Annotated in this window: 21 protein-coding genes; 18 read left to right on the top strand and 3 right to left on the bottom strand. The window is 49.2% G+C overall.

What is annotated here, in order from left to right; translation table 11 throughout:
- The first annotated feature begins 597 nt into the window (after positions 1-597).
- From CAG64_RS23345 to CAG64_RS23310, 8 genes are all read left to right on the top strand, one after another.
- Positions 598-1,194, top strand: a complete 597-nt coding sequence (locus CAG64_RS23345) for a GTP cyclohydrolase II (RefSeq protein ID WP_052035713.1) — start codon at positions 598-600, stop codon at positions 1,192-1,194.
- A gap of 237 nt (positions 1,195-1,431) precedes the next feature.
- Positions 1,432-2,694: an imelysin family protein gene (locus tag CAG64_RS23340; RefSeq protein WP_161457775.1), complete on the top strand. Its 1,263-nt coding sequence runs from the start codon at positions 1,432-1,434 to the stop codon at positions 2,692-2,694.
- 94 nt (positions 2,695-2,788) lie between these two features.
- Positions 2,789-4,168, top strand: a complete 1,380-nt coding sequence (locus CAG64_RS23335; RefSeq protein ID WP_021703599.1) for a di-heme oxidoreductase family protein — start codon at positions 2,789-2,791, stop codon at positions 4,166-4,168.
- Positions 4,169-4,178: 10 nt separating this feature from the next.
- Positions 4,179-5,204, top strand: coding sequence for an imelysin family protein (locus CAG64_RS23330; protein WP_161457776.1), 1,026 nt, complete (start codon positions 4,179-4,181; stop codon positions 5,202-5,204).
- Positions 5,185-6,270: a DUF1513 domain-containing protein gene (locus tag CAG64_RS23325; RefSeq protein ID WP_202600928.1), complete on the top strand. Its 1,086-nt coding sequence runs from the start codon at positions 5,185-5,187 to the stop codon at positions 6,268-6,270. The genes CAG64_RS23330 and CAG64_RS23325 overlap by 20 nt, the downstream gene beginning before the upstream one ends.
- Positions 6,271-6,472: 202 nt before the next feature.
- A complete protein-coding gene (locus tag CAG64_RS23320; RefSeq protein ID WP_161457777.1) occupies positions 6,473-8,035 on the top strand; it encodes a L,D-transpeptidase family protein in 1,563 nt (520 codons plus the stop codon).
- Between the two features lie 174 nt (positions 8,036-8,209).
- Positions 8,210-8,755, top strand: a complete 546-nt coding sequence (locus CAG64_RS23315) for a YcbK family protein (protein WP_021703595.1) — start codon at positions 8,210-8,212, stop codon at positions 8,753-8,755.
- A 68-nt stretch (positions 8,756-8,823) separates the two neighbouring features.
- The gene (locus CAG64_RS23310) at positions 8,824-9,480 is read left to right on the top strand and encodes an MBL fold metallo-hydrolase (RefSeq protein ID WP_021703594.1); all 657 of its coding nucleotides are present in this window, start codon (positions 8,824-8,826) and stop codon (positions 9,478-9,480) included.
- An 18-nt stretch (positions 9,481-9,498) separates the two neighbouring features.
- On the opposite strand, the gene CAG64_RS23305 is transcribed toward CAG64_RS23310, so the two are convergent.
- Entirely contained in the window at positions 9,499-10,182 is a 684-nt protein-coding gene (locus CAG64_RS23305; protein ID WP_161457778.1) for a DUF2982 domain-containing protein, read from the bottom strand.
- Between the two features lie 221 nt (positions 10,183-10,403).
- On the opposite strand from CAG64_RS23305, the gene CAG64_RS23300 reads away from it, so the two are divergent.
- A complete protein-coding gene (locus CAG64_RS23300; protein WP_021703592.1) occupies positions 10,404-10,778 on the top strand; it encodes a MarR family transcriptional regulator in 375 nt (124 codons plus the stop codon).
- A gap of 75 nt (positions 10,779-10,853) precedes the next feature.
- On the opposite strand, the gene CAG64_RS23295 is transcribed toward CAG64_RS23300, so the two are convergent.
- Complete coding sequence (locus CAG64_RS23295; RefSeq protein ID WP_021703591.1) at positions 10,854-11,777, bottom strand: LysR family transcriptional regulator; 924 nt, start codon at positions 11,775-11,777, stop codon at positions 10,854-10,856.
- A 244-nt stretch (positions 11,778-12,021) separates the two neighbouring features.
- Between CAG64_RS23295 and CAG64_RS23290 the strand changes: the two genes are divergently transcribed.
- The 6 genes from CAG64_RS23290 to CAG64_RS23270 all read left to right on the top strand — a co-directional run bounded on the left by CAG64_RS23290 (position 12,022) and on the right by CAG64_RS23270 (position 16,920).
- A complete protein-coding gene (locus CAG64_RS23290; RefSeq protein ID WP_021703590.1) occupies positions 12,022-12,498 on the top strand; it encodes a Dps family protein in 477 nt (158 codons plus the stop codon).
- Positions 12,499-13,027: 529 nt separating this feature from the next.
- Positions 13,028-13,240 (top strand): transcription antiterminator/RNA stability regulator CspE, encoded by a 213-nt coding sequence (gene cspE, locus CAG64_RS23285; protein WP_021703589.1) that lies wholly within the window; start codon positions 13,028-13,030, stop codon positions 13,238-13,240.
- 391 nt (positions 13,241-13,631) lie between these two features.
- Positions 13,632-13,775: a hypothetical protein gene (locus CAG64_RS23725; protein WP_169727782.1), complete on the top strand. Its 144-nt coding sequence runs from the start codon at positions 13,632-13,634 to the stop codon at positions 13,773-13,775.
- A 15-nt stretch (positions 13,776-13,790) separates the two neighbouring features.
- Positions 13,791-13,991 carry a hypothetical protein gene (locus CAG64_RS23280; RefSeq protein ID WP_021703588.1) on the top strand — a complete coding sequence of 67 codons (201 nt, stop codon included), beginning with the start codon at positions 13,791-13,793 and terminating at the stop codon, positions 13,989-13,991.
- Between the two features lie 519 nt (positions 13,992-14,510).
- Positions 14,511-14,735 (top strand): hypothetical protein, encoded by a 225-nt coding sequence (locus CAG64_RS23275; RefSeq protein ID WP_161457879.1) that lies wholly within the window; start codon positions 14,511-14,513, stop codon positions 14,733-14,735.
- Positions 14,736-14,922: 187 nt separating this feature from the next.
- The gene (locus tag CAG64_RS23270) at positions 14,923-16,920 is read left to right on the top strand and encodes a methyl-accepting chemotaxis protein (protein ID WP_161457878.1); all 1,998 of its coding nucleotides are present in this window, start codon (positions 14,923-14,925) and stop codon (positions 16,918-16,920) included.
- Between the two features lie 44 nt (positions 16,921-16,964).
- On the opposite strand, the gene CAG64_RS23265 is transcribed toward CAG64_RS23270, so the two are convergent.
- Positions 16,965-17,705 carry a 4'-phosphopantetheinyl transferase family protein gene (locus CAG64_RS23265; protein WP_161457877.1) on the bottom strand — a complete coding sequence of 247 codons (741 nt, stop codon included), beginning with the start codon at positions 17,703-17,705 and terminating at the stop codon, positions 16,965-16,967.
- A 188-nt stretch (positions 17,706-17,893) separates the two neighbouring features.
- Here CAG64_RS23265 and CAG64_RS23260 point away from each other — a divergent pair, with 188 nt between their 5' ends.
- From CAG64_RS23260 to fhuB, 3 genes are read left to right on the top strand one after another with little or no spacing between them, the layout of a single operon-like run.
- Entirely contained in the window at positions 17,894-18,658 is a 765-nt protein-coding gene (locus CAG64_RS23260) for an ABC transporter ATP-binding protein (RefSeq protein WP_021703584.1), read from the top strand.
- The gene (locus CAG64_RS23255) at positions 18,652-19,542 is read left to right on the top strand and encodes an ABC transporter substrate-binding protein (protein WP_161457876.1); all 891 of its coding nucleotides are present in this window, start codon (positions 18,652-18,654) and stop codon (positions 19,540-19,542) included. The genes CAG64_RS23260 and CAG64_RS23255 overlap by 7 nt, the downstream gene beginning before the upstream one ends.
- Before the next feature lie 50 nt (positions 19,543-19,592).
- Positions 19,593-21,515 (top strand): Fe(3+)-hydroxamate ABC transporter permease FhuB, encoded by a 1,923-nt coding sequence (gene fhuB / locus CAG64_RS23250; protein ID WP_237668188.1) that lies wholly within the window; start codon positions 19,593-19,595, stop codon positions 21,513-21,515.
- The last annotated feature ends 104 nt before the right edge of the window (positions 21,516-21,619 follow it).

Here is a 21,619-nt window from a genome sequence, read left to right as displayed (position 1 = left end):
GATCTTATAGAGATAAACTGTGATGGTTATTCCATATTTTGGAATTGAGTGCCCGATTAATAATCAATATGATATTATTTAATTACAGTTAAAGAATTATTAGATTCCGGGAAAAAGCAGTGGACTCGTTAATCTCTCAATTAAAGAAGGATTTTTACGCGCAGATAAGTTCTCTGCAGTCGTATACGCTTCCTCAATCTAAGCCAACGCTTTCGTTATTAACGGAAGAAGAATTAAGAGAGTTGGAAAATGTGTGGATTGAACTTTCTGTTTGGAAGAAAAAGCAAACACACTAATATCATTTAACTTTATACGGATTTCCCAGAAACCTTCGTTAGTCATCTGACGAAGGTTTTTTATTGCCATTAAACTAAAATGTTATATTATAACATTTTGCTGCATCGATTGGTGAACGCCTGTGGATTGCTGTGTACTTCCGCTCCTCCCAGCACTAGACGGGGTGGGAGCTGCGAGATACAGAAGTGATCTAATCGTTGAAATCTCGGGTATCAATCCCCATGATAAGTGGCAACAGAGAGTGCAGTAATGCATGGTTTAATAGTATCGCAGCGTGCGACATTGCAAGTGAGTGGGAATATGGCGGAAGTAAGAGCCAGAGTAGATTTTAAAGTCGGAGCCAAAAGCAACATTGATGCGGAAATTCTCTCATTCCGTGGTCTGAAAACGGACAAAGAACATGTTGCGGTTATTTTTAAACAGGCCGATCACAATGACCCGGTACCACTGGTTCGTATGCATTCAGAATGTCTGACCGGAGACGTGTTCCACTCTTCACGCTGTGACTGTGGTGAGCAGTTGGAAGAAACCATTAATAAGATGGGCGATACAGGCGGCATTATCCTTTATTTGCGTCAGGAAGGTCGTGGTATTGGTCTTTACAATAAGATTGACGCTTACCGTTTGCAAAGTGAAGGAATGAATACCTACGAAGCCAATAACCATCTTGGTTTTGGTGATGACCTGCGCGATTTCACTGAAGCGGCACAAATGCTGAAAGCTCTGGGGGTATCTAAGATCCGTCTGGTGACTAATAATCCTAAGAAAGTACGTGAGCTTAAAGAGCACGGTATTGATATTGAAGAAGTGGTGAATACATCGGCGCACATCAAGTCTGGTAATGAAAATTACCTCAAGGCCAAAGTCGCCCACGGGAAGCACCATCTCAAACTGTAGCCGGTTACTATCGGTTAAGCCCCGCTTTTGCGGGGCTTTTTTTGGCCACTACATCGGTAATGATGTGAGTGTGGTTGTGTATGGAAAGCAGAAATGTGCTGGCTTTGAAGTGTTTTGAAACAAAAAAGTTGAAAACAAAATGTAAATTTGTATTATCTGACTTTAGAAGTGCAAATGAGAATAATTAGCACTAGCAATGAATTAAGATTACAAGTAGCTCAACAAGGATGCTTCAAAATGACTGTAAACCCTTTTCTAACCCGTTCTCTTGCTGCATCTCTGATTGCATTGAGCGGTTCAGTGATGGCGGCCAACGTAACTCAGGATCAAGTTGTCGAACATTACGCTGCTCTTGCGCATGCTGTTTTTGCCGACTCACTGACCACCGCACAAGCGTTGGACGAATCAATTGATACGTTTCTGGCAGCTCCGTCAGAAGCCAAACTTAACCAAGTAAAGCAAGCCTGGTTGGCTTCACGCGTTTCCTACCAACAGTCTGAAGTTTTCCGTTTTGGTAACGCCGTAGTTGATGATTGGGAAGGCCAATTGAATGCCTGGCCGCTGGACGAAGGGCTGATCGATTACGTGAGTTCGGACTATCAATATGAGCTTGGCAATGAAGGTGCGCAGGCGAATATTGTCGCCAACAAGCAACTGAAAATCGGAGCGACAACCATTGATACCGCAAAGATTTCACCTGAGTTGATTGCCAATCTGAACGAAGTTGGCGGCTCAGAAGCAAACGTGGCGTCGGGTTACCATGCGATTGAGTTCCTGCTGTGGGGGCAAGATTTGAATGGCACCAACGCGGGAGCCGGTGCGCGTGCGTACACCGATTTTGTGGTGGGTGAAGGCTGTACGAATGATCATTGTGATCGCCGTGGTGAATACCTCAAAGCTGCTGCGGACCTGTTGGTGCAGGATTTGGCGTGGATGGAAAAACAGTGGTCGGCTGACGAAAAAGGCAACTACCGCGAATCTCTGCTCAATGAGCCTGCTGAAAATGGCGTTCGTAAAATGCTGTTCGGTATGGGTTCTTTGTCGCTGGGTGAGCTGGCTGGCGAACGCATGAAAGTGGCGTTGGAAGCGAACTCGACCGAAGATGAGCACGATTGCTTCTCCGACAATACGCATAACTCGCACTATTACAATGAGCAGGGAATTTACAACGTTTACACGGGTGAATATAAACGTGCTGATGGTTCTACCCTGAGCGGCCCGGGTATCGCGGCGCTGGTAGAGCAAAAAGATGCTCAAGCAGCCAAGGAAATTCAGCAGCAGTTTGATACCACTCTGCTCCAAGTCAACAAGTTAGTGATCTCTGCTGAAAAAGACAATCAGCACTTCGATCAACTGATTGCTGCAGGCAATGCGAAAGGCAATGCACTGGTGAATGACACGATTACATCACTGGTGGCACAAACGTCTGCGATTGAACGCGCGGCTAATGTGATTGGTATCGACAGCTTGAACCCGGACACAGCTGATCACGAATTTTAAGCAGAATAACAACATAACCAAGGGCTCACTATGAGCCCTTTTGCCGTTTGCATTTGAGTGAGAAGCGGCGATTTTTTTGCATGAGAGCCATGTTATGAAAAAGTACCTTGCTGCGGCCACCCTGGCGTTGTTATCAACCCATGCGATGGCGTATGGAGTCAAGTCCGGCGGCGACACGAGCACAAAAAAGCAAGGGCCAAATGCCTACTCACTGCCGGCTTCCAACCTGCCACTTGCTAAGCGTCTGGATTTTAGTGTTGGGAACAGTTTTTTCCGTAACCCTTGGGTTCAGTCTCCGTCTTCAACCGACGCCAGAGATGGACTCGGCCCACTGTTCAATACCAACGGTTGTCAGAACTGCCACATCAAAGATGGTCGTGGTCATCCACCTGAGCGAAATGACCAGCATGCGGTGTCGATGCTGGTTCGGCTCAGTATTCCAGCGATGACCGCAGAACAGAAACACGTGTTTATTCGAGACGGTGTCGTGCCTGAGCCGACTTATGGGGCGCAACTGCAGGATTTCGCGTTGCCGGATCAAAAGGCAGAAGGGGTGGTCGATATTACATACACATCGATTCCTGTCCTTTTTTCTGACGGGACACAAGTGACGTTACGCAAACCGAAGCTTAAGATTGTGGACTTGCAATACGGCCCAATGCACCCTGAGACTCAATTCTCTGCCCGTGTTGCTCCGCCGATGATTGGCCTGGGCTTGTTAGAGAGCATACCGGACAGCACGCTGCTGACCTGGGCGCAATCTGGTGACGGTCGTAATGGCATTTCGGGGAAAGTAAACCGGGTGTGGGATGTGCAAAAACAACAATTTGCCATCGGTCGTTTTGGCTGGAAAGCTGGTCAACCGACGCTGATGCAACAAAATGCGGCTGCATTTAATGGCGATGTTGGACTGACCAGTAACCTGTTTCCTAACGAAAACTGTACCGCAAAGCAGACGTTGTGTGATGAGTTACCAAATGGCGGCTCGCCGGAAGTCAGTGATAAGATTCTGAAGTTCGTTGAGTTCTATTCTCAGCATTTGGCGGTACCAGTGCGACGCAATGTGAATGATCCGGCGGTCAAGTATGGACAAACCTTGTTTGCCGAAGCCGGTTGCGATAACTGCCACAAACCGAGTGTGAAGACGGCGGTGCGTGCGGATCTTCCGGCGTTATCAGGACAGGAAATTCATCCCTATACAGACCTGTTGCTCCACGATATGGGGGAAGGGTTGGCAGATAATCGCGATGAATACCTTGCTAATGGGCGAGAGTGGCGGACGCCGCCATTGTGGGGGATTGGTTACACGCAGGAAGTGAATGGGCACACGTATTATTTACATGATGGCCGGGCTCGTAATCTAATGGAAGCGGTATTGTGGCACGGCGGTGAGGCGGAGCCTGCGAAACAAGCCGTACTCAAGTTTAATGACGCACAACGTCAGGCGCTGATCGCCTTTCTGAATTCACTATAAGGGGATAACCATGAATTGTAGTCAACTCGCGCGTTTTGGTGTCGTGATAGTCAGTCTGAGCGGGTTTGCCGGTGGTGTCTCTGCTGCGTCGCCAACGCCGCATATCAGTCATCCGGTTTATCAGCTGGAATCTGCATCGGCTCAGCGTTTCTCAAGCGCAGCGGAAGCGCTTAACAAAGCGTTTTCCGCGTATTGTGCAGACGGTCGCAACCATCCAGAATCAGTGAAAAAACAGTGGCACCAAACTATGAATGCCTGGATGGCGTTGCAGGGTCAGGAGCGTGGGCCATCGCAAGCGCTGGAGCAGAGCTGGAATATTCAGTTCTGGCCAGACAAGAAAAATACCACCGGTCGTAAAATGTCGGCGTTGGTCGAACAGCATCGACACTGGACGCCAGAACAAATTTCAAAGCAGAGTGTTACGGTGCAGGGATTGGGCGCTATCGAATGGCTGCTCTATGACCGAGCCTCCGATCTGGCGGCAAACCCGGCCACCTGCGACACGGGTGTCGCCATAAGTGGCAATTTGCTAATCAATGCGGCGCATATTGCAAAAGCGTGGGAAACCAACCCATGGATCCAACTGGATACGCAAAACTGGTATGCGGAATACATTGCTGTGTTGTCGAATCAACTTGAATACAGCATGAAAAAACTCAGCCGACCAATGGCAAAAATCGGACATCCTCGACCGTACTTCTCAGAATCCTGGCGTTCGAAGAGCTCAATGCTCAATCTCAAAGCCAACGTAGAAGCGTTACAGGCTCTGTATCTGGCCGACGGTAAGGGTTTGGACCAGTTGCTGCGCCAACGCGGTAAAGCAGATCTGGCAGACTCAATCAAAGCGCAGTTTGAAGCGACGCTGGTGGCTTGGCCTGAACAATCGAGCTTGTTTGATTTGCTGCAAAGTCGTGAAGGCTATCAGTCGGTGCTGGCACAATTTAACAAGTTGGAGCAGCTTAAGTATTTGATTCATGAAGAAGTCGCGGTAGAGCTGGGCGTCGTAATAGGATTCAATGCAACTGATGGTGACTGATCAAACAAGACGCGGCCTGCTTAAAGCCGCATTTGCCGGAGGCGCGGTATCAATGATGCCGCTTTCGTTCGCTTCGGCTGGTACACCTGCGCCCGCACTGGTCGGTTGCGCGATTCGTGGCCGGGAACAATTTTCTGCAGTAGTGGCCGATGAGTCCGGTATGCCGCTGACTCAGGTGCCATTACCCGCCCGAGGGCATGGGGTAGCAATCAACACTAAATCAGGCCACGCCGCTGCGTTCGGCCGTCGTCCTGGGACGTTTTTTCTGGTGTTTGATTATCGCACCGGCGAAACAGTAACACTCACACTGGCGGCCAAGGATCGTCATTACTATGGTCATGGTGTGTATTCCAATGACGGCCGCTGGTTGTATGCGACAGAAGGAGAGCGCGGCACCAGTCGCGGTATCATTGGTGTCTATGACTCTACTCAGCAATATCGTAAAGTCGAAGAGTTTCATGGCTTTGGTTTGGGGCCGCATGAGGTCATTCTCATGCCGGACGATACACTGGCTATTGGGGTCGGTGGTGTGCACACCAATGGAAGGGCGCCACTCAATCTGGATTCGATGCAGCCGAGCCTGAGTTACCTGAGTCCAACGGGTCAATTGTTGGATCAAGTTTCGTTGGGGGATCACCACCTTAGTATTCGCCATCTGGCGCACGATGGCGATCACACGGTGTTGTGTGGTCAGCAATATCGGGGCGAACCGGATGAATATCCTGCTCTTCTTGCGATGCACACCCGAGGAGGCGCCATGATCCCGCTCGATGCTGAACCCGAAGAGTGGGCGCGTTTCAATCATTACATTGCCAGTATTGCCGCAACAGAAGAGTGGATTCTGGCTACCTCACCACGGGGCAATTGTTATGGGATCTGGTCGAAAGCCAGTCGACAACTGGTGGAGCTGGCGGCTTTGCCGGATGCTTCCGGGGTGGTGACTGCTGACAAGGCATTTCGCATCAGCTCGGGGTCGGGCAACGTGATTACCCATCCTTACCCACAAGCCAAACAGAGTGTCGCGTCCGGCGTGATGTGGGATAACCACTGGTCTGCCATTCGCTAGCCAGATGACTTTCCTTCCCTGACAGGTAATCCCGGTGTGGCCTTCTGAATTGTGTCCAAGTCCGCCGGGCTGCCGTCCCGCCTCAAAAAGTTAACCCTAGCTAACGCTTGATTCTCTGCCATACTTTTATTGCGTATTCAGTGCGTATTGCTGCTTTGCGACAGCATTAGTACTGACGCAGTGGAAAGGGAGAGCGCTTAAGATGAGATCATGGAAACACTATAGCTGGTGGTTGATTTGTCTACTGATGATCCCGTATCAGGTGGGGGCGATAGCGCGCAATGAAACGCTGGAATGGTTTCAAAACGACTCGAAAATTCCGTCTTTGCTGCAATATCCAGATGTGGTTAATCAGATTTATCAAAACAATGGCCGTGACCTGATATGGACGGATATCGAGCCGATCAACAAGCTTGAATTTCAACTCGAGCTGATTCAACAGGCGGGTTTCAGCCCTTTGTTTAACCGACAGCTCAGTTACCTTAAATATTATCGGGCGGCCAACAGCTGGTTTGAATTTGATGTTCTGGCTACTGATACCTTACTGCTGTATATGAGTTACGCTGAGCTTGCGCCTCAAATCGGGTATAACTGGTTTTTTCGGACCAAGTTGAACCAGCCCATACAGCCACCGAGCAATGAAATGGTGATGGCACTGGAATCTGCAATTGAATCCAAGCGATTGTCAGGGTTCATTGACATTTTTGCGCCTGCCTCACCGGGGTACCAACAACTGCTCGATACTTACCGCAGTTTAGGGCAGTACGCAGATGTTAATGTGCCGCGTTATCAACAGGTTGGCCTGAAGCGGGTCGGCGATTCAATCAGTGACCGTGATGTTCTATTGCAAAGGCTCCAACTGGTGAATGTCGACGTGAGCCGGGTACGCACCGATGTGGCCTGGTATGACGATACGTTGGAAACGGCGATCAAGACATTTCAACGTATCCATGGACTAAACCAGGACGGCGTTATTGGCCCGGCAACGGTCAGGTGGTTAAATGTTGCCCCCTCACAGCGGGTTGCCATGCTGGCACTTAATATCGAACGTTCTCGATTGTGGCCGATGCAGCATGACACCTTGATATTGGTGAATGTGCCTGGTTATCAAATTCGTTACTGGTATTTAGGCAATGAAGTCTTTGAATCGAAAGTGGTTGTAGGGCGGGTCTCGCGAAAAACGCCGGTGATGAAAACCAGTCTGAATGCCTTGATCCTGAATCCTACGTGGAACGTGCCGCGGAAAATTATGGTGGAGGATATTTTGCCGCAGGTGAAAAAAGATGCCACCTATCTTGAAAAGCATCAGATGCAAATTCTCGAAACTTGGGATTCAGATGCAGTGATCAGCCCAGAAGCGATAGACTGGACGACCGTCAATCCACGTGCGTTTCCCTACCGTCTCCGTCAGCAATCGGGGGCTCAGAACGCACTCGGATTGTACAAGTTCAACACCCCCAATAAACGTGCGATTTATTTGCATGACACACCTAGTAAGAGTTTGTTTAATAAGGAGCAACGCGCATTCAGTTCGGGTTGTATCCGAGTGCAGAATGCGGATGAATTCGCGGCATTATTGCTGCGTACACAAGGTTTAGATGAGATGAAAATCGCGCAGTACAACGAGCGCACCAACAAGTCGATTCCACTGAGACAGCGCATCCCCGTGCATATTATTTACCAAACGGTTTGGTATGAATCAGGGCAAGTACACTATAGGGACGATATTTACCGCTATGATGGGCTGACCACAAAAAGTGGTTAATTGACACAAAATTGACATAAATATCATCAAATAAAATTATCAATTAGGTCAGATAGTAAGCGGAATGCGACATGCATTCCGCTTTTTTGTGCACACTTTATGCATTTGAACTTACCAAAAGGGTCGGATAAGGTCCGGCAAGGTGTTCGTATCTAATACAAAGGTAAAGTTGTAGTGCACATTTCTCGTCGAAAATTCTTACAAATGACCGGAGCGGGCCTCGTTGTGGCCGCATGTGCTCCGAGTGTGGCAAACGCTTCTCCTGTCGCTAAATCTCGTTCTCTGGCGATGAACAACCTCCATACCGGAGAGATGCTGGAAGCATGCTATTTTGATGGCCTCTCATACGTGAAGCCGGAGCTGGCGAAACTGAATCACATTTGCCGTGATTTTCGTCGCAACGAGATCCATCCGATGGATAAGCGTTTGTTTGACCATATTTCTAAAATTCAGTCTTTACTCGGTAGCGACGCAGAGGTCATGATCATCTCTGGTTACCGTTCTCCTGCAACCAATAAAATGCTGCGGTCGCGATCCAATGGTGTGGCACGGAAAAGTTATCATATGAGCGGTCAGGCGATCGATTTTCGTCTGGATGGTGTGAGCCTGAAACGTATTCGCGATGCGGCCATGGATCTTAAGATGGGTGGTGTCGGTTATTATCCGAGAAGTGAATTCGTCCATATTGATACTGGCCCCGTGCGCAGTTGGCGTGGTTGATTGGTTGTAAAATACGATTGGCGGTGTCATAGTTCGACCAGTTTCGATTTTGCGAATAAGGTTTAACAATGACTCTTAAATATCAGGTTGTTCCAGTCACCTCTTTTTCTCAGAACTGTTCCATCGTTTGGTGTGATGAGACGATGAAAGGCATCGTGATTGATCCCGGTGGTGACGTGAAACAGTTGGCTGCGCTGATCAAAGAGTTGGGTATCGACGTGGTACGTCTGGTGTTGACACACGGCCATCTTGATCACGTCGGTGGCACTGAGCCTCTTGCGGCCGCTCTGGGTGGTGTCGAGATTGTCGGCCCGCATAAAGACGACAACTTTTGGCTACAAGGGCTGGAAGGTCAGAGCCAGATGTTTGGTTTTCCGCATACTGATGCATTTGAGCCGAACCAGTGGCTGAATGATGGCGATCAGGTGCAGTTCGGTCATCAGGTGCTGGACGTGTTCCATACACCAGGCCACACTCCGGGACACGTGGTTCTGTTTAGCAAAGAAGCTAAGTTGGCGTTTGTCGGTGACGTACTGTTTAACGGCAGCATTGGCCGCACGGATTTCCCAAGAGGGGACTTCAATACGCTGATCAACTCCATCAAATCTAAATTGTGGCCATTGGGTAACGACGTGCGATTTGTACCCGGTCACGGTCCGGAGTCGACTTTCGGTCATGAGCGCAAAACCAATCCGTTTGTTGCCGACGAGATGCCGCTTTACTGAACCTGGATATCGAGCGGGCTAATTGCTCTGCTGCAACGGTTCTGGCTCGGCGGCCGCGAGATAACGCCGGGTCAGGCCGACAAACTCTTCTGCGCTTCGGTCCAAATCCGAAGCGGCGATGAACACATCGTAGTCATAATATTTTCTCTGATAACGCATGCGGTTGGCCAGCATAGCCAACAAGCCAGAAAATTCCTGGCCACTCTGATCGTGGTATGGGTTTGAATCCAGTACCATGTCCTCAAACTGAGTTTCCTGGTTTCTTTGACGAGCCCCCAGGTATAACAGTGCGCGCTGACCAAGCAGTACCTCAGTCGCAATACGCGGACAAACGGCGTTCAGGTAAGGGGTATAATCTTTTATTTTGATGCCAACCCATGGTAGCGGTTGTTGCCAACCTTGATTGTCATAATGAACGATGCCTATCTTACTGATGTTCGTCCATTTCACTACCCAGCCACCTTTAAACAGGTGTTGCTGAAAGTGGGTCGGGGTCAGCGTGTAAGACACCGTGCTTTTTTTGACCAACAGATAGCCAAACCCCAGCAGTGCCAGTACGGCCAGAACAGATAAGACCGCCTGTGGCCAGCCCGGTGCATAGCTGATTAAATACGCGGCACCGAACATCGCTACCAGTGCCACCAGTTTGGTCACGGGTGAGTTAAGTCGCAGTGGCTGGTTGGTTAAATGAATCGTCTGCATACCGGCTCCGCAGTTGGAGAACTTACCTCTGTGTATATACTCAGTACTTTTTAGAAAGTTCATTATAGCTACTGTTTAAATTGTAGTCATACGTTGTGAGTACGCGCATTTTTAGCCCATAAACGCGGAGTTACCCTACAAATCACTTCGGAATTTTGGTATAAAACGCGCTTCGAATTTTCACCACTGCGCCTGATGCAGTGAAATGGAGAAATACTCACATGAGACTTGCTCATAAGCGTAAGGTGCAGATGAAACTGCAAAAGCGCATTAAAGCGGCGGTTGCTAATCTAGAAGCACCAAAGAAAGCGAAACCTGTAGCTGAGAAAAAAGTCGCTGCGAAACCAGCAGTAGAAAAAGCAGTAGCCGCGCCAAAATCCGTAGAGGTTGCTCTGACTCCTAAGCAACAACAGGTTCTGGACATCGTTGCTGCGAATGCAGAAGGCATCAATCCAAAAGGGATTGGTCTTGCTGCAGGCCAAGAAGAATCCAAAGCGGCTTCTTGGGCGACAGGCGCACTGAAAAAACTACTGGAAGAAAACCTGGTAGCAAAAGAGCAGCTCGCAGGTAACAAAGTTATCTACAAAACGCTTTAAATCCAGTTCGGATTAACCGGAAAAAGCCCCGTTTATCGGGGCTTTTTCTGTTTCGAGCATCACAAAATCGCGTGCTCAGGGTAGTAAGTGCGTATTTTGCAATTGTTGGTGCAGCCAGTTTTGGGCTGGGTCGTTGAGGCTCTGCTTATTCCACACCAAACTATAGGCGACATGACCATAGTCAAACGGCAGGTTCTTCTGGATCAGACTGCGTGTCTGACAGGCAACATTGGCCCAGCGTTTCGAACAGGTGAATAGATAGGGCATGTGCTGACACATAATCGCCGCTGCGCCGAAATCTGCTACGGATAGTGCGATGTCGCGAGCCCGGTGATGTTGCGCCAATTGCTGCTCAAAGAATGGTCGCGACAGCTCGCGATCGTGGACCCCAACGTGTTGATAGCTGAGGTAGCTATCGATGGTGAGAGCGGTGTCTGCCAACGGGTGTGCGGCGTTCATCAGGCAAACCATTTCATCATCCAGAATCACCTTCCACACCAAGTCTTTAATATGCGTCGGCGGCTGACTGATGTCATGCGGCAGAATAATAAAATCCGCCTGACCGCGTAACAAGGCCTCAAAACCGAGCTGCTCTTTCGCATATAAGTTGAGCCGGCATGCGCCGTTCAGTTGCTCGGCAATGTGGCTCAACAACGGGGCAAACAACTCGACACTACTGCCTCGCATGCCAATCGCAAAATCTCCGCTGTACTGTTGAGGGTCAAACTCGCCATGATGCAGCACGCCGTTCATGCTGGAGAGAATACCGTGCACAGTCGGTCCCATACTGAGCGCAAAGGGCGTAGGAACCAAGCGCGTACCATCGCGATAGAATAACTCATCTTTCAACAATGAACGTAGCTGTGACAACACTTTGCTAATACCGGATGGACTGGCGCACAACTGCTGAGCGGTTGCGGTCACACTGTGGGTGTTGAGCAATACATGAAACACCGTGAGGTGCTTCAGGCTAATCCTTGAAAGGGCGATGTAATCCATAGTTATTATTATCCGGAGTGTCCGTCGCCGTTAGGCAAGTCATTGAGATATCTCTATTTTACACAGATTCCTACGCATAAAGCTGCGTGTTCTGCGAAATATTTTGTTCTATGACATAGTTTTTAGCTATTAAAGCGATAGGTTTAAACGGTTTTATCTATTTTGTCTGCTTTCGTAGAATAACCCCATCAAAGAGATCACCATCTCGAACGAATTTTTAAATCGGTTACTTAAGGAGAGTTTTATGTCTAGCCAAACAAATCTTATCGGTCTTGATAGTAATAAAGCACAAGAGCTGGCAGCTGAACTGAACCAACTTCTTGCTCTCTACCAAGTTCTGTACATGAATACCCGCGGTTACCATTGGAACATCAAAGGTCAGCAGTTCTTCGAATTGCACGTCAAATTTGAAGAAATCTACACCGATCTGCAAACCAAGATCGATGAACTGGCAGAACGTATCCTGACTCTGGGATTCACACCCGATCACAGCTTCAGCCGTTATTTGGAAAACAGTGCGATTACCGAACATAAAAACGCCACTAGCGGTACTGAATGTGTGGAAGGTTTAGTGAATGGCTTCAGCGTATTGCTGGGCAAAGAGCGTGAGATCCTGGAACAGGCAGGAAACGCCGATGATGAAGGTACAGCAGCTCTGATGGGCGATTACATTCGCGAACAGGAAAAACTGATGTGGATGTTGAACGCGTATCTTCAATAAGCGCCCTGCTTCCTCAAAGACAATTTGTTCCATTTTATCTCTAAAGCACTTGTCCTTGTTTCGCCGCACTTTACGTGCGGCTTTTTTTATCAGCGATTTTAACCTAGTTGGTACAGTATCGTGCTGAAAGTCTTAGTTGTCGTCATTGCCCTTTAAGCGTTATGACGCCTCGCGCTTCTTGTTATCAGAGTGGGTACAAGGTTAGACCTCGACGTATTCCAGAGCGATTCACACTGAGCTCCAACTCTGGATCAGGTACAGAAATGGTATCCCTATCTGCTTTTCTTGAGGGAATGGGTAACTTGCGGTTTTGAATGCCAGAAAAAATAAAAACCGAAATAACTATCTATTATCCCCACACAGTGTATAGTGACTGCAGCTCAAACAGCGAGCTATTAATGATATATTTAGTTCAAGATCTTCTCAGTTTCCTTTCGATTCAGTTCGTCATATCTATCCTGCGATACCTTTTTCTTCATTCCAGATTTAGTAGCTTTCATTTTTAACTTATCAATGTATCGAGATATATATGTCAAATAAAACAACTGGTTCAGTAAAATGGTTTAACGAGTCAAAAGGCTTTGGTTTTATCACTCCAGACAATGGTGGCGCAGATGTGTTTGTTCATTTCAACGCTATTGTGTCAGAGGGCTTCAAAACGCTAGCTGAAGGCCAAAAAGTAAGCTTTACCGTAGAGCAGGGCAACAAAGGCCCACAAGCTGCGGCCGTTACTTTCGCGTAACCAACACTGTATAGCGAGAACTCGTTTATGGCCTAGATCCTAGTTATGGCGAGTTCTTTCTTCTCCAATACCTATTAAGGAGCAATATGAATCGAAAGACTAATAGAAAACTATATTGGTATTACGTACTGCGTGAGCAGAAAATACCGCAAGAACAAACTACTTATGTTCTAAATCCGCTATCACCTTCATCATAAAGGACCCTTGGTCTGCCACCTTTCACTAGCTAAACAGCGGTGTATTAAAACGCCATATCTTACCCAGAGTGCATACCAGTCTCTTTGATTTGGATTTTTCATTCTGTGAGTCAACCAGTACTGGTGAAATTAACGATTCACAAGGTTTAATCCTGAGGGACGTTTTGTGTCAAACCATAGACTGAGGTTTCACTTTGAAGAAGAAAGCAGCCAGAGCTAAATCACTGAAAAGCAGCAATGATGCTAGAGATGATAAGCCGGATAACATCCACCAGATAAGAAGAAAGATCGAAGACATTCTGCTGGAACGTCAGCAGAACACGTTGTTAGACCTTTGATGTAAAGAGGACTTTATGCGCAAACCTAAAAGAAAAACTGGCAATAAAACGAAGAAAAGCGATTTCGAAGAAAGATTCGCAGTAATGGTCGGGAACTACCATAAAGCCAAAGAGGTACTCGATTCCTTAGAAGAGGGTACGGCTGAGTACGCAAAGCAGAAGAAGCAGTGTGATGCGCTTTTTGCAAGTGCTGAACGTTTTATTAGCAAACAATAATGAGAGCATCTCCACGTTCCATTGATGCACAGACTCATTCCTTTCCTATCTATGTTTTCAAATTAGCTGGCTTTTAGCCGGCTGATTGCTCTCCCCAGCTTTAGAGAATTCGAACTTAGAAGCCCTTAATTCAATGTTGAACCACGTCTTCAAATAGGGACGAGTAAGCCGAGTTGCTTACCGAGTGGAGTTGCATTTCGCATCTCCGCCGATCACTGAGTGTAGAAATCTAATCTGATGGCTCATTCCTATGACCAGCTTTGATTCACTGTATACCGCCGCACCTGAAAAATTGGGTCGCGTAGGTGCAGAGTTCTTCTTTGGTTATAAAAACAACTTCGTATTAAAAGTAAATAAAAACAATCTATTAGGTTTTATTTCAACAGGGGTGTCTTCTTCGATTTTGAACCTGTCATCAGTGGTAGTACTGAGTTTCATGTGATTTTATACAGTATCACTTGACGCTATAGTGATTCGAGTTATACTGGGTTTACATACAGTAACTACTGGAGGTGACGTATGTTGTGGGAAACCTTAGAAAGAGTGAACCGCTTACGCCAGCAGGCGATGTCTGATTCAGAATTTATCCAGTCTGCGAAAGAGCATCAAAAAGCTCTGAAAGCGCAAGCTTATTGTTACCAGTCAGTTCGACGTAAAAAACCGCAAAGCAAAAGTGAAAAGACACTGGCTGACATTTATGATCAAGCCGAATTTGGGACCAATCCAACGGGAACCCAGCACTGAGATAAAAGCCGCATTCTGCGGCTTTTTTTGGTTTTCTCTGATGTTATAACCCGTTACTGATGGATGTGTTGGTTTGACCCAGTGCACAAGTTATTGAAATGATTCTGATATAAACGGGACATTTTACTGAAATCACCTAGCTTCTAAGTGTACGCTCAATGTCCATGAAATAACTAAGGAAAAAGTTATGAAGCGTTGGTTTCGTCAGTATCCATTTCACATTATTGTCAGTTTTGTTGCAGGGGTGCCGTTACTCCTCACGGTCGCGCTGGCGATTTATCTCAGTAGTGGCTTTTTTGCTACTAAAGAAGCCGCAAACGCCGATCGCGAGGCGGTTCACCTGGTTATGCTGTATGACAACCTGGCACACAATCTGGCGGTTGAGCGAGGTCTTACCGCGGGAGTGATAGGCAGCCAGGGAAAGGGAGAGCAGGTTCAGGCGTTGAAAAAACAACGTCAGGTCGCGGATCTGCATATTAAGGCGTTACTGAGTTTTCAGCCTGAGTATCTTTCTCCTGCCTATGTGAACGATCTGGGGCAAGACGTGAAATCACAACTGGCGCAACTCAATAACGTACGTGGTCAGGTAGACCAACTGCAGTTGTCTGTTTCTCCGTTCGCTTATTATTCCAACATCAATCAGTTAGCGATCGATAACGCCGGTGCGTTGCTGTCTAAAATTCATTTGTCGGATATGGCGCAACTGGGTAAGTCGCTGGTGGCCGTAGTGACCATGAAAGAGAGTGCTGGTCAGGTACGAGGCGCTTTGAATGGGGTGTTCGCCAGAGGCAGTAGCACAGAATCAGTCTACGCCAATATCAACAATTACATTCAAACGGGCGGCTACGCGGAACGAAACGCTCGGTTAAGCTTGCCAGTTGATATGATGCAGAGTTTAAATCAGGCCAAGCAGAGCAAAACGTGGCAAGAAGTGGAAGCTGTTCAGCAGGCATTTTTGAATCAGAGCGATACGCTGGATTCGGTAAAAGGACCAGCTGCAACTCAGTGGTTTGCTATGGCTACTGAGCGCATCAAATTGATCAATCAAGTCCGCAATCAGATCCAGCAAGTCATGCAAACTCAGGCAGATAGCCAAGCACAGCAGGCCAGCCAGATGGCGTGGTTGACGCTGTTGCTGTGTGGTGTCAGCGCCGTGCTTCTCTCCCTGTTATTGATGATGAGTGTCTCGAGCTTGAAAGCCCGGGTTGGCGGTTTGACTCGAAAGCTCCAGGTGATGTCGGAAGAGCGCAATCTGGCTTTACAACTGGACGACCAGGGAAAAGACGAAATAGCGCATATCTCATCGAGTATCAACCGGCTCAATCGCACGCTTGGGTCGCTGTTATCCAGCGTTACTGAAGCAGATCAACAAAGTCAGCAGCGTTTGGACCAGGTGGTTTCACGCTCTGTTGAGCTGGGTAAGAGCAGCGAAGCCACGACCGCAAAATGCACGAATATCGCTGCATCCATGACTGAACTGGCCCAGTCCAGTAACGAAATTGCTTCATCGGCGACACGTGCATTGGAAGAAACGGAATCCATGACGCAACAGGTGATGGTCTGTTTGTCGCAGAGTAACTCGTCGTTCTCCAATGTGGAAGCGCTCGCGCAACAGATCGGTGAAACTCAACAATGCATGCAACAACTGGAACAGGATGCCGCGCGGGTCAGCAGCATTGTCGACACCATCAATGGTATATCAGAACAAACTAACCTACTGGCCCTCAATGCCGCGATTGAAGCTGCCCGCGCTGGAGAACAGGGGAGAGGCTTTGCCGTTGTTGCTTCTGAGGTTCGGGATCTGGCGCAGCGCAGTAAAGAAGCCACAGAACACATCAGCGAATTACTGAGTAAAATTTGCGATAACACCAACCGTTCAGTGGACAACATGCGTAAGAGTCGTGAAGCCAGTGACAATACGTTCGAATCTGTGAATACCACCAAGTCCAGCGTCTCGGAACTTGAGCACGTGATAGAACTGGTTAATCAGCACATTACCAGTATCGCCAATGCGACGGAAGAGCAGTCTAAAGCGTGCCATGAGGTGGATTTAGATGTGGATACGCTGACGGGGATTGCGGAAGAAACCGGTCAACTCGCCTCTGCGCTTAATCAGATCGTCGATGGTTATCGGGTAGACGCCGCCCGAGTGGAAAGTGAACTGACGAAGTTTAAGCTGGCCTGAATCTGATAGACGAACAAAACAGCCCCGTTAAGGCTGTTTTGTTATCAAGCTTGCCAGGTAACACACTGGACGCGCTGATCCTGTATCTCTAGGTGGCAGTGGAGGTGAGGTCTGATCCCGTAAGCTCGCAGTGAGGGCGCCGCTTCGAAGTGCAGCAGTGAATCGTTGTGCTGTATCAATGTCACCACGTCAAATTCGAGCACGTCACCCACTAAGGGAAAGAGCGCTTTGTACAGAGCTTCTTTCGCCGAGAATATCGCGGTGACAGCCATTTCTCTGGAAAGTCCCGCAGCCGTCATGATCGCCAACTCACCTTCTGTGGCCACCAAAGGTTGAATGTCAGCACTTTGCTCGATTGTCACTATCGTTTGAATATCAATACCGGGACGTAGGACTGACGGATTGCTGCACGCAACCAGGGCCACAGCCTGTTCGCCACTGTGTGAAATTGAGCCGCAGAAGCCGGGTGGGAAGGCCGGTGTACGATCAGGGTTGATGGGGATGGAAACGGGCACTTGATTGAATGCTTTAAGTGCGGTGTGGGCGGCCAGGCGCCCGGCAAAAAACTCGGCCTGGCGGGGAAGCCGGCTGGCCGAAATTTGTGCGGGGCAGTCGATGCCAGCGATGGCAAACCAACTTGGGTCAAACTGGCTGTGATCAAAACCAACCCGGGCGAGGTAAAGAGGATGCTTTTCCTGTACACCAGCTATCTCCGACACGACACACTCCACCCGAGCGGCACCGAACCGCCATTGTATGGCACTGTCTAATGCCCTTTTTATCATAAACTTATCCTACCTAGCCTGTTGCCAACCCTTTAGATATCAGGGATATAGCCTAATCTTTTTAAATATTAATGCAAATGAAAATGGTTTGCATTTGTTTGTTGGCTGTTATATAAATCACCCCTTGTTAATCTTTAAGTTACAACCGATTAACCCCAGAATTAAGCAGGAAAATAACAGGATAAAATATGCTCGCGGCAAAAGAGCTGGAATTTCACGTCGGTGACAGGGCGCTGCTGAAACACTTTGATATGGCGTTTGAGCCAGGAAAAATCTATGCCCTGGTTGGGCATAATGGCTCTGGAAAGTCGACTCTGCTTAAGCTATTGGCTCAACAGCAAAAAGCCACCGGTGGTGAAGTCTTACTCGACAAAAAGCCCGTCTCACAATGGAGTGACAAGCAGTTTGCCCGGCAAGTGGCTTATTTACCACAACATCTGCCGGCGACAGACAGCCTTTCAGCCCGTGATTTAGTCAGTTTTGGTCGCTATCCCTGGCATGGTTTGCTTGGGCGCCTGAACGGTCAGGACAAACAGTACATTCAGGAAGCGATGACACTGACCGACACACTAAAGTACGCCGATCGTCTGGTGGATACCCTGTCTGGTGGTGAACGTCAGCGTGTCTGGTTGGCGATGCTTCTGGCACAGCGCACCCAGTATCTGCTACTGGACGAACCGCTTTCTGCGCTGGATGTGGCGCATCAGGTCGAGATGTTGAACCTGATCAAAAAGCTCAGCCAGGAGCTGAATCTCGGCGTCATTATCGTCATTCATGATATCAATATGGCCGCTCGCTTCTGCGATCACATCGTTGCGCTGCACAGCGGAGAAATGATCGTGCAAGGCAGTGTGGAACAGGTATTTACTGAGCCTCAGCTCAACCAGATATATGGCATCGAGATGCACATTACGGATCACCCGGCTGGCTATCCGGTGGCCATGCCATGTTAAGGTTATTCCCATTCTCTCGTCTGATGATGGTGGCGAGCTTGTTGATGGCGCAAGGCGCTTTCGCCGAGGCTCAGCAGCTGTCTTCTCCCATCAGCCCGCGGGTGATGTCGATAGACTGGACACAGACCGAAACACTGCTGGCTTTGGGACTGACGCCGGTAGCATCTGCTCAGCAGGCGGATTACAACGCCTGGGTTCGCAGCCCACGCTTACCGGACACCACGGTGGACGTCGGTTTGCGTACTCAGCCAAATCTGGAACGTTTGTCTGAACTGGATCTCGATACCATTTTCATTTCACCTCGTTTTCAATCCCTGGAGCCGCAGTTGTCGCGTGTTGCCAGAGTAGAATCCGTACCGCTTTACACCGATGGAGACATCAGTTGGTCGGCACTAAAAACATTTACCCGGACGCTGGCGCGTCTCACAGAACGTGAAGGTGCAGCGGAAAGGGTTATCCATGACGCGGAGCAGACATTTGCAACACTGAAACAGAAACTCCCGCAAGGCACTCCTCCGCTGATTATGATCCAATTTATGGACAGCCAGCATGTGCGCGTGTTCGGTAACAACAGTTTGTACAGTATTGCGATTAACCAGCTTGGTCTGGAGAATGCGTGGAAAGAGACCACCAACTCTTGGGGGTTTGGCTTGATTGGCATTGATCGCCTGCAGGGGCTGTCAGGACAACTGGTGGTGGTGGAGCCGATGCCAGCCGGTGTCAGTGAGCATCTGGAAAAGGATGCCTACTGGCAGTATCTGGTCAAACAAACCGGGCATCCGGCTTTGCGAGTGCAGGCCGTGTGGAGCTTTGGTGCCATTCCGTCGTCGGTTCGTTTTGCCACCCTCATGACTGACACTCTCACGCGGGAGGTGACGCAATGAGCCTGCGTTCAACATTGTTAATCGCGTGTTTAACGGGTTTTGTCGCCCTGATGATGGGGTTGCAAATTTCGGTTGGCGACAACGTTAGTCTGAACCTCGCCAGCATGTGGCAGGTTGACTGGCAAACGCCGCTTTCTGTCAAACTGCATCTGACCTGGTGGCCGCGGGTGTTTACCACTTTGATCGCTGGCGCGGCGTTAGCCGTGGCTGGGGTGTTAATGCAGCAGGTACTGCGCAATCCTTTGGCGTCTCCATCGACACTTGGTGTGGCCAGCGGTGCCAGTTTCGCCTTGATGATGGCCACTCTGTACGCCCCGTGGTTAATTGAATTCTCTCATTCACTGGTCGCTTTGGCTGGCGGAGTAGGGACCATGGCGCTGGTGTTTGCATTATCTTGGCGTCGTGCACTTTCCCCAACTGTGGTGGTGGTATCCGGCTTGGTCATCAATCTTTATTTTGGCGCGGTAAGCACCGTGTTGTTGATGATGAATCAGGATCAACTGGCCGGTCTGATGATTTGGGGCGCGGGCTCATTGGTGCAGACCGGCTGGCAGGATGTTAGCTACCTGGCGCCCCGTATCGCCGTCGCAGCTGCAGCCGCGTTTCTGTTTGTTAAGCCCCTCAGCCTGCTGGAATTATCTGAACAAGGGGCGAAAAGTCTTGGCGTGTCGCTGGCGAAACTACGAGTGGTCTGTCTTGGCTTAGCGGTCATGCTCACTTCCTGGGTCGTTGCCAGTGTCGGTGTGATTGGGTTTGTCGGGCTGGCGGCACCGGCCATCACGCGCAGCCTTGGTGTGCATCGTCTGGTCCCTAAACTGTGGGTATCGATGCTTCTTGGCGCCTTGTTGCTAACTCTGACCGATTTATTGATCCAGCAGCTTCCTGGGGTGATGGCAATGGTGATCCCCACTGGCGCTGCAACAGCCGCGCTTGGAGCGCCGTTATTACTATGGATGTTGCCTAAGCTGTCAATGCGTAGCCAGACGCAAACACAGACTGTGCTTACCCGACACAGTGAGCGGGTCACTCCTCTAAGCAAACATACGATTCTCGCTATCATCGCGATGATTGTGCTGGGGCTCTGCCTGTTCAGCACAGTGTCACGCCAGAGTGACGGCTGGCAATGGCTGGTGACGAGCGGACAATGGTCATTACTCGAATGGCGTATACCTCGGCTAATGGCGGCGGCCTTAGCGGGAATCATGTTGGCAGTGGCTGGTACTGTGGTGCAGCGCCTGAGTGGAAACCCGATGGCTAGCCCAGAGGTGATTGGGATCAGCTCAGGGACGGCACTGGGATTGATCATCGCCATGTTTACCGGGATGGGCGCAAGCTTGTTTAGCCTCTATTTAGGTGGTTTGTTGGGGGCAATGGCATCGCTGGGTGTGATTGTGCTTCTCAACCGCAAATCCGGTTTTCAACCGGAACGTGTGCTGCTGACCGGCGTTGCCATCACAGCCTTGATGAACGCAGTGCAAAGCTTTGTGCTGGCAGGGGGAGACCCACGCAGTTATCAGGTGCTGGCCTGGTTGTCTGGTTCCACTTATTACGTGACCGAACAAACCTTGTTGCCGCTATTTGTATCTGCTTTGGTGCTCACGGCTCTTGGCTTTGCCAGCGCTCGATGGCTGGATATTTTGCCGCTCGGGCAGGAAAGTGCCAGAGCGTTAGGCATCAAAGTCGGGCGATCACGAGGCCTGCTGTTGTTGCTGGTGGCGTGTTTGACCGTCAGTGCCACATTGGTGGTGGGCCCACTGAGCTTTATTGGCTTGATGGCCCCGCATTTGGCCCGGCTGTTTGGCTTTAGTCGCGCAAGAGAGCACCTGGTGTGTTCGGCACTGATTGGCTGTGGGCTAATGCTGTTTGCCGACTGGCTGGGACGCCAGTGGCTTTACCCGCAGGAAGTGCCGGCCGGTTTGGTGGCGTCATTGATCGGCGGGTTGTACCTGATGTGGGGACTGCGTCGACTTTAAGAAAAACCTAACCCTCCCGGTTTGCCGGGAGGGTTAAAAACGCTGTGGATAGGGCGTTGTTCATTATCTTGTTGATAATGATAATCACAATAATAATCAATAGA

Origin of the sequence: Vibrio sp. V38_P2S17PM301 (genome assembly GCF_009904845.1) — a bacterium.
GTDB classification, from domain to species: Bacteria; Pseudomonadota; Gammaproteobacteria; order Enterobacterales; family Vibrionaceae; genus Vibrio; species Vibrio proteolyticus.
Note: the sequence above shows the minus strand (reverse complement) of the source record. Positions and strands in the feature narration are given on the sequence as shown.

Coding starts and splice junctions, on each gene's coding strand:
- CAG64_RS23345 (WP_052035713.1), top strand. CDS start 598: ATGGCGGAAGTAAGAGCCAGAGTAGATTTTAAAGTCGGAGCCAAAAGC.
- CAG64_RS23340 (WP_161457775.1), top strand. CDS start 1,432: ATGACTGTAAACCCTTTTCTAACCCGTTCTCTTGCTGCATCTCTGATT.
- CAG64_RS23335 (WP_021703599.1), top strand. CDS start 2,789: ATGAAAAAGTACCTTGCTGCGGCCACCCTGGCGTTGTTATCAACCCAT.
- CAG64_RS23330 (WP_161457776.1), top strand. CDS start 4,179: ATGAATTGTAGTCAACTCGCGCGTTTTGGTGTCGTGATAGTCAGTCTG.
- CAG64_RS23325 (WP_202600928.1), top strand. CDS start 5,185: ATGCAACTGATGGTGACTGATCAAACAAGACGCGGCCTGCTTAAAGCC.
- CAG64_RS23320 (WP_161457777.1), top strand. CDS start 6,473: ATGAGATCATGGAAACACTATAGCTGGTGGTTGATTTGTCTACTGATG.
- CAG64_RS23310 (WP_021703594.1), top strand. CDS start 8,824: ATGACTCTTAAATATCAGGTTGTTCCAGTCACCTCTTTTTCTCAGAAC.
- CAG64_RS23305 (WP_161457778.1), bottom strand. CDS start 10,182: ATGCAGACGATTCATTTAACCAACCAGCCACTGCGACTTAACTCACCC.
- CAG64_RS23300 (WP_021703592.1), top strand. CDS start 10,404: ATGAGACTTGCTCATAAGCGTAAGGTGCAGATGAAACTGCAAAAGCGC.
- CAG64_RS23295 (WP_021703591.1), bottom strand. CDS start 11,777: ATGGATTACATCGCCCTTTCAAGGATTAGCCTGAAGCACCTCACGGTG.
- CAG64_RS23290 (WP_021703590.1), top strand. CDS start 12,022: ATGTCTAGCCAAACAAATCTTATCGGTCTTGATAGTAATAAAGCACAA.
- cspE (WP_021703589.1), top strand. CDS start 13,028: ATGTCAAATAAAACAACTGGTTCAGTAAAATGGTTTAACGAGTCAAAA.
- CAG64_RS23280 (WP_021703588.1), top strand. CDS start 13,791: ATGCGCAAACCTAAAAGAAAAACTGGCAATAAAACGAAGAAAAGCGAT.
- CAG64_RS23275 (WP_161457879.1), top strand. CDS start 14,511: ATGTTGTGGGAAACCTTAGAAAGAGTGAACCGCTTACGCCAGCAGGCG.
- CAG64_RS23270 (WP_161457878.1), top strand. CDS start 14,923: ATGAAGCGTTGGTTTCGTCAGTATCCATTTCACATTATTGTCAGTTTT.
- CAG64_RS23265 (WP_161457877.1), bottom strand. CDS start 17,705: ATGATAAAAAGGGCATTAGACAGTGCCATACAATGGCGGTTCGGTGCC.
- CAG64_RS23260 (WP_021703584.1), top strand. CDS start 17,894: ATGCTCGCGGCAAAAGAGCTGGAATTTCACGTCGGTGACAGGGCGCTG.
- CAG64_RS23255 (WP_161457876.1), top strand. CDS start 18,652: ATGTTAAGGTTATTCCCATTCTCTCGTCTGATGATGGTGGCGAGCTTG.
- fhuB (WP_237668188.1), top strand. CDS start 19,593: ATGATGGGGTTGCAAATTTCGGTTGGCGACAACGTTAGTCTGAACCTC.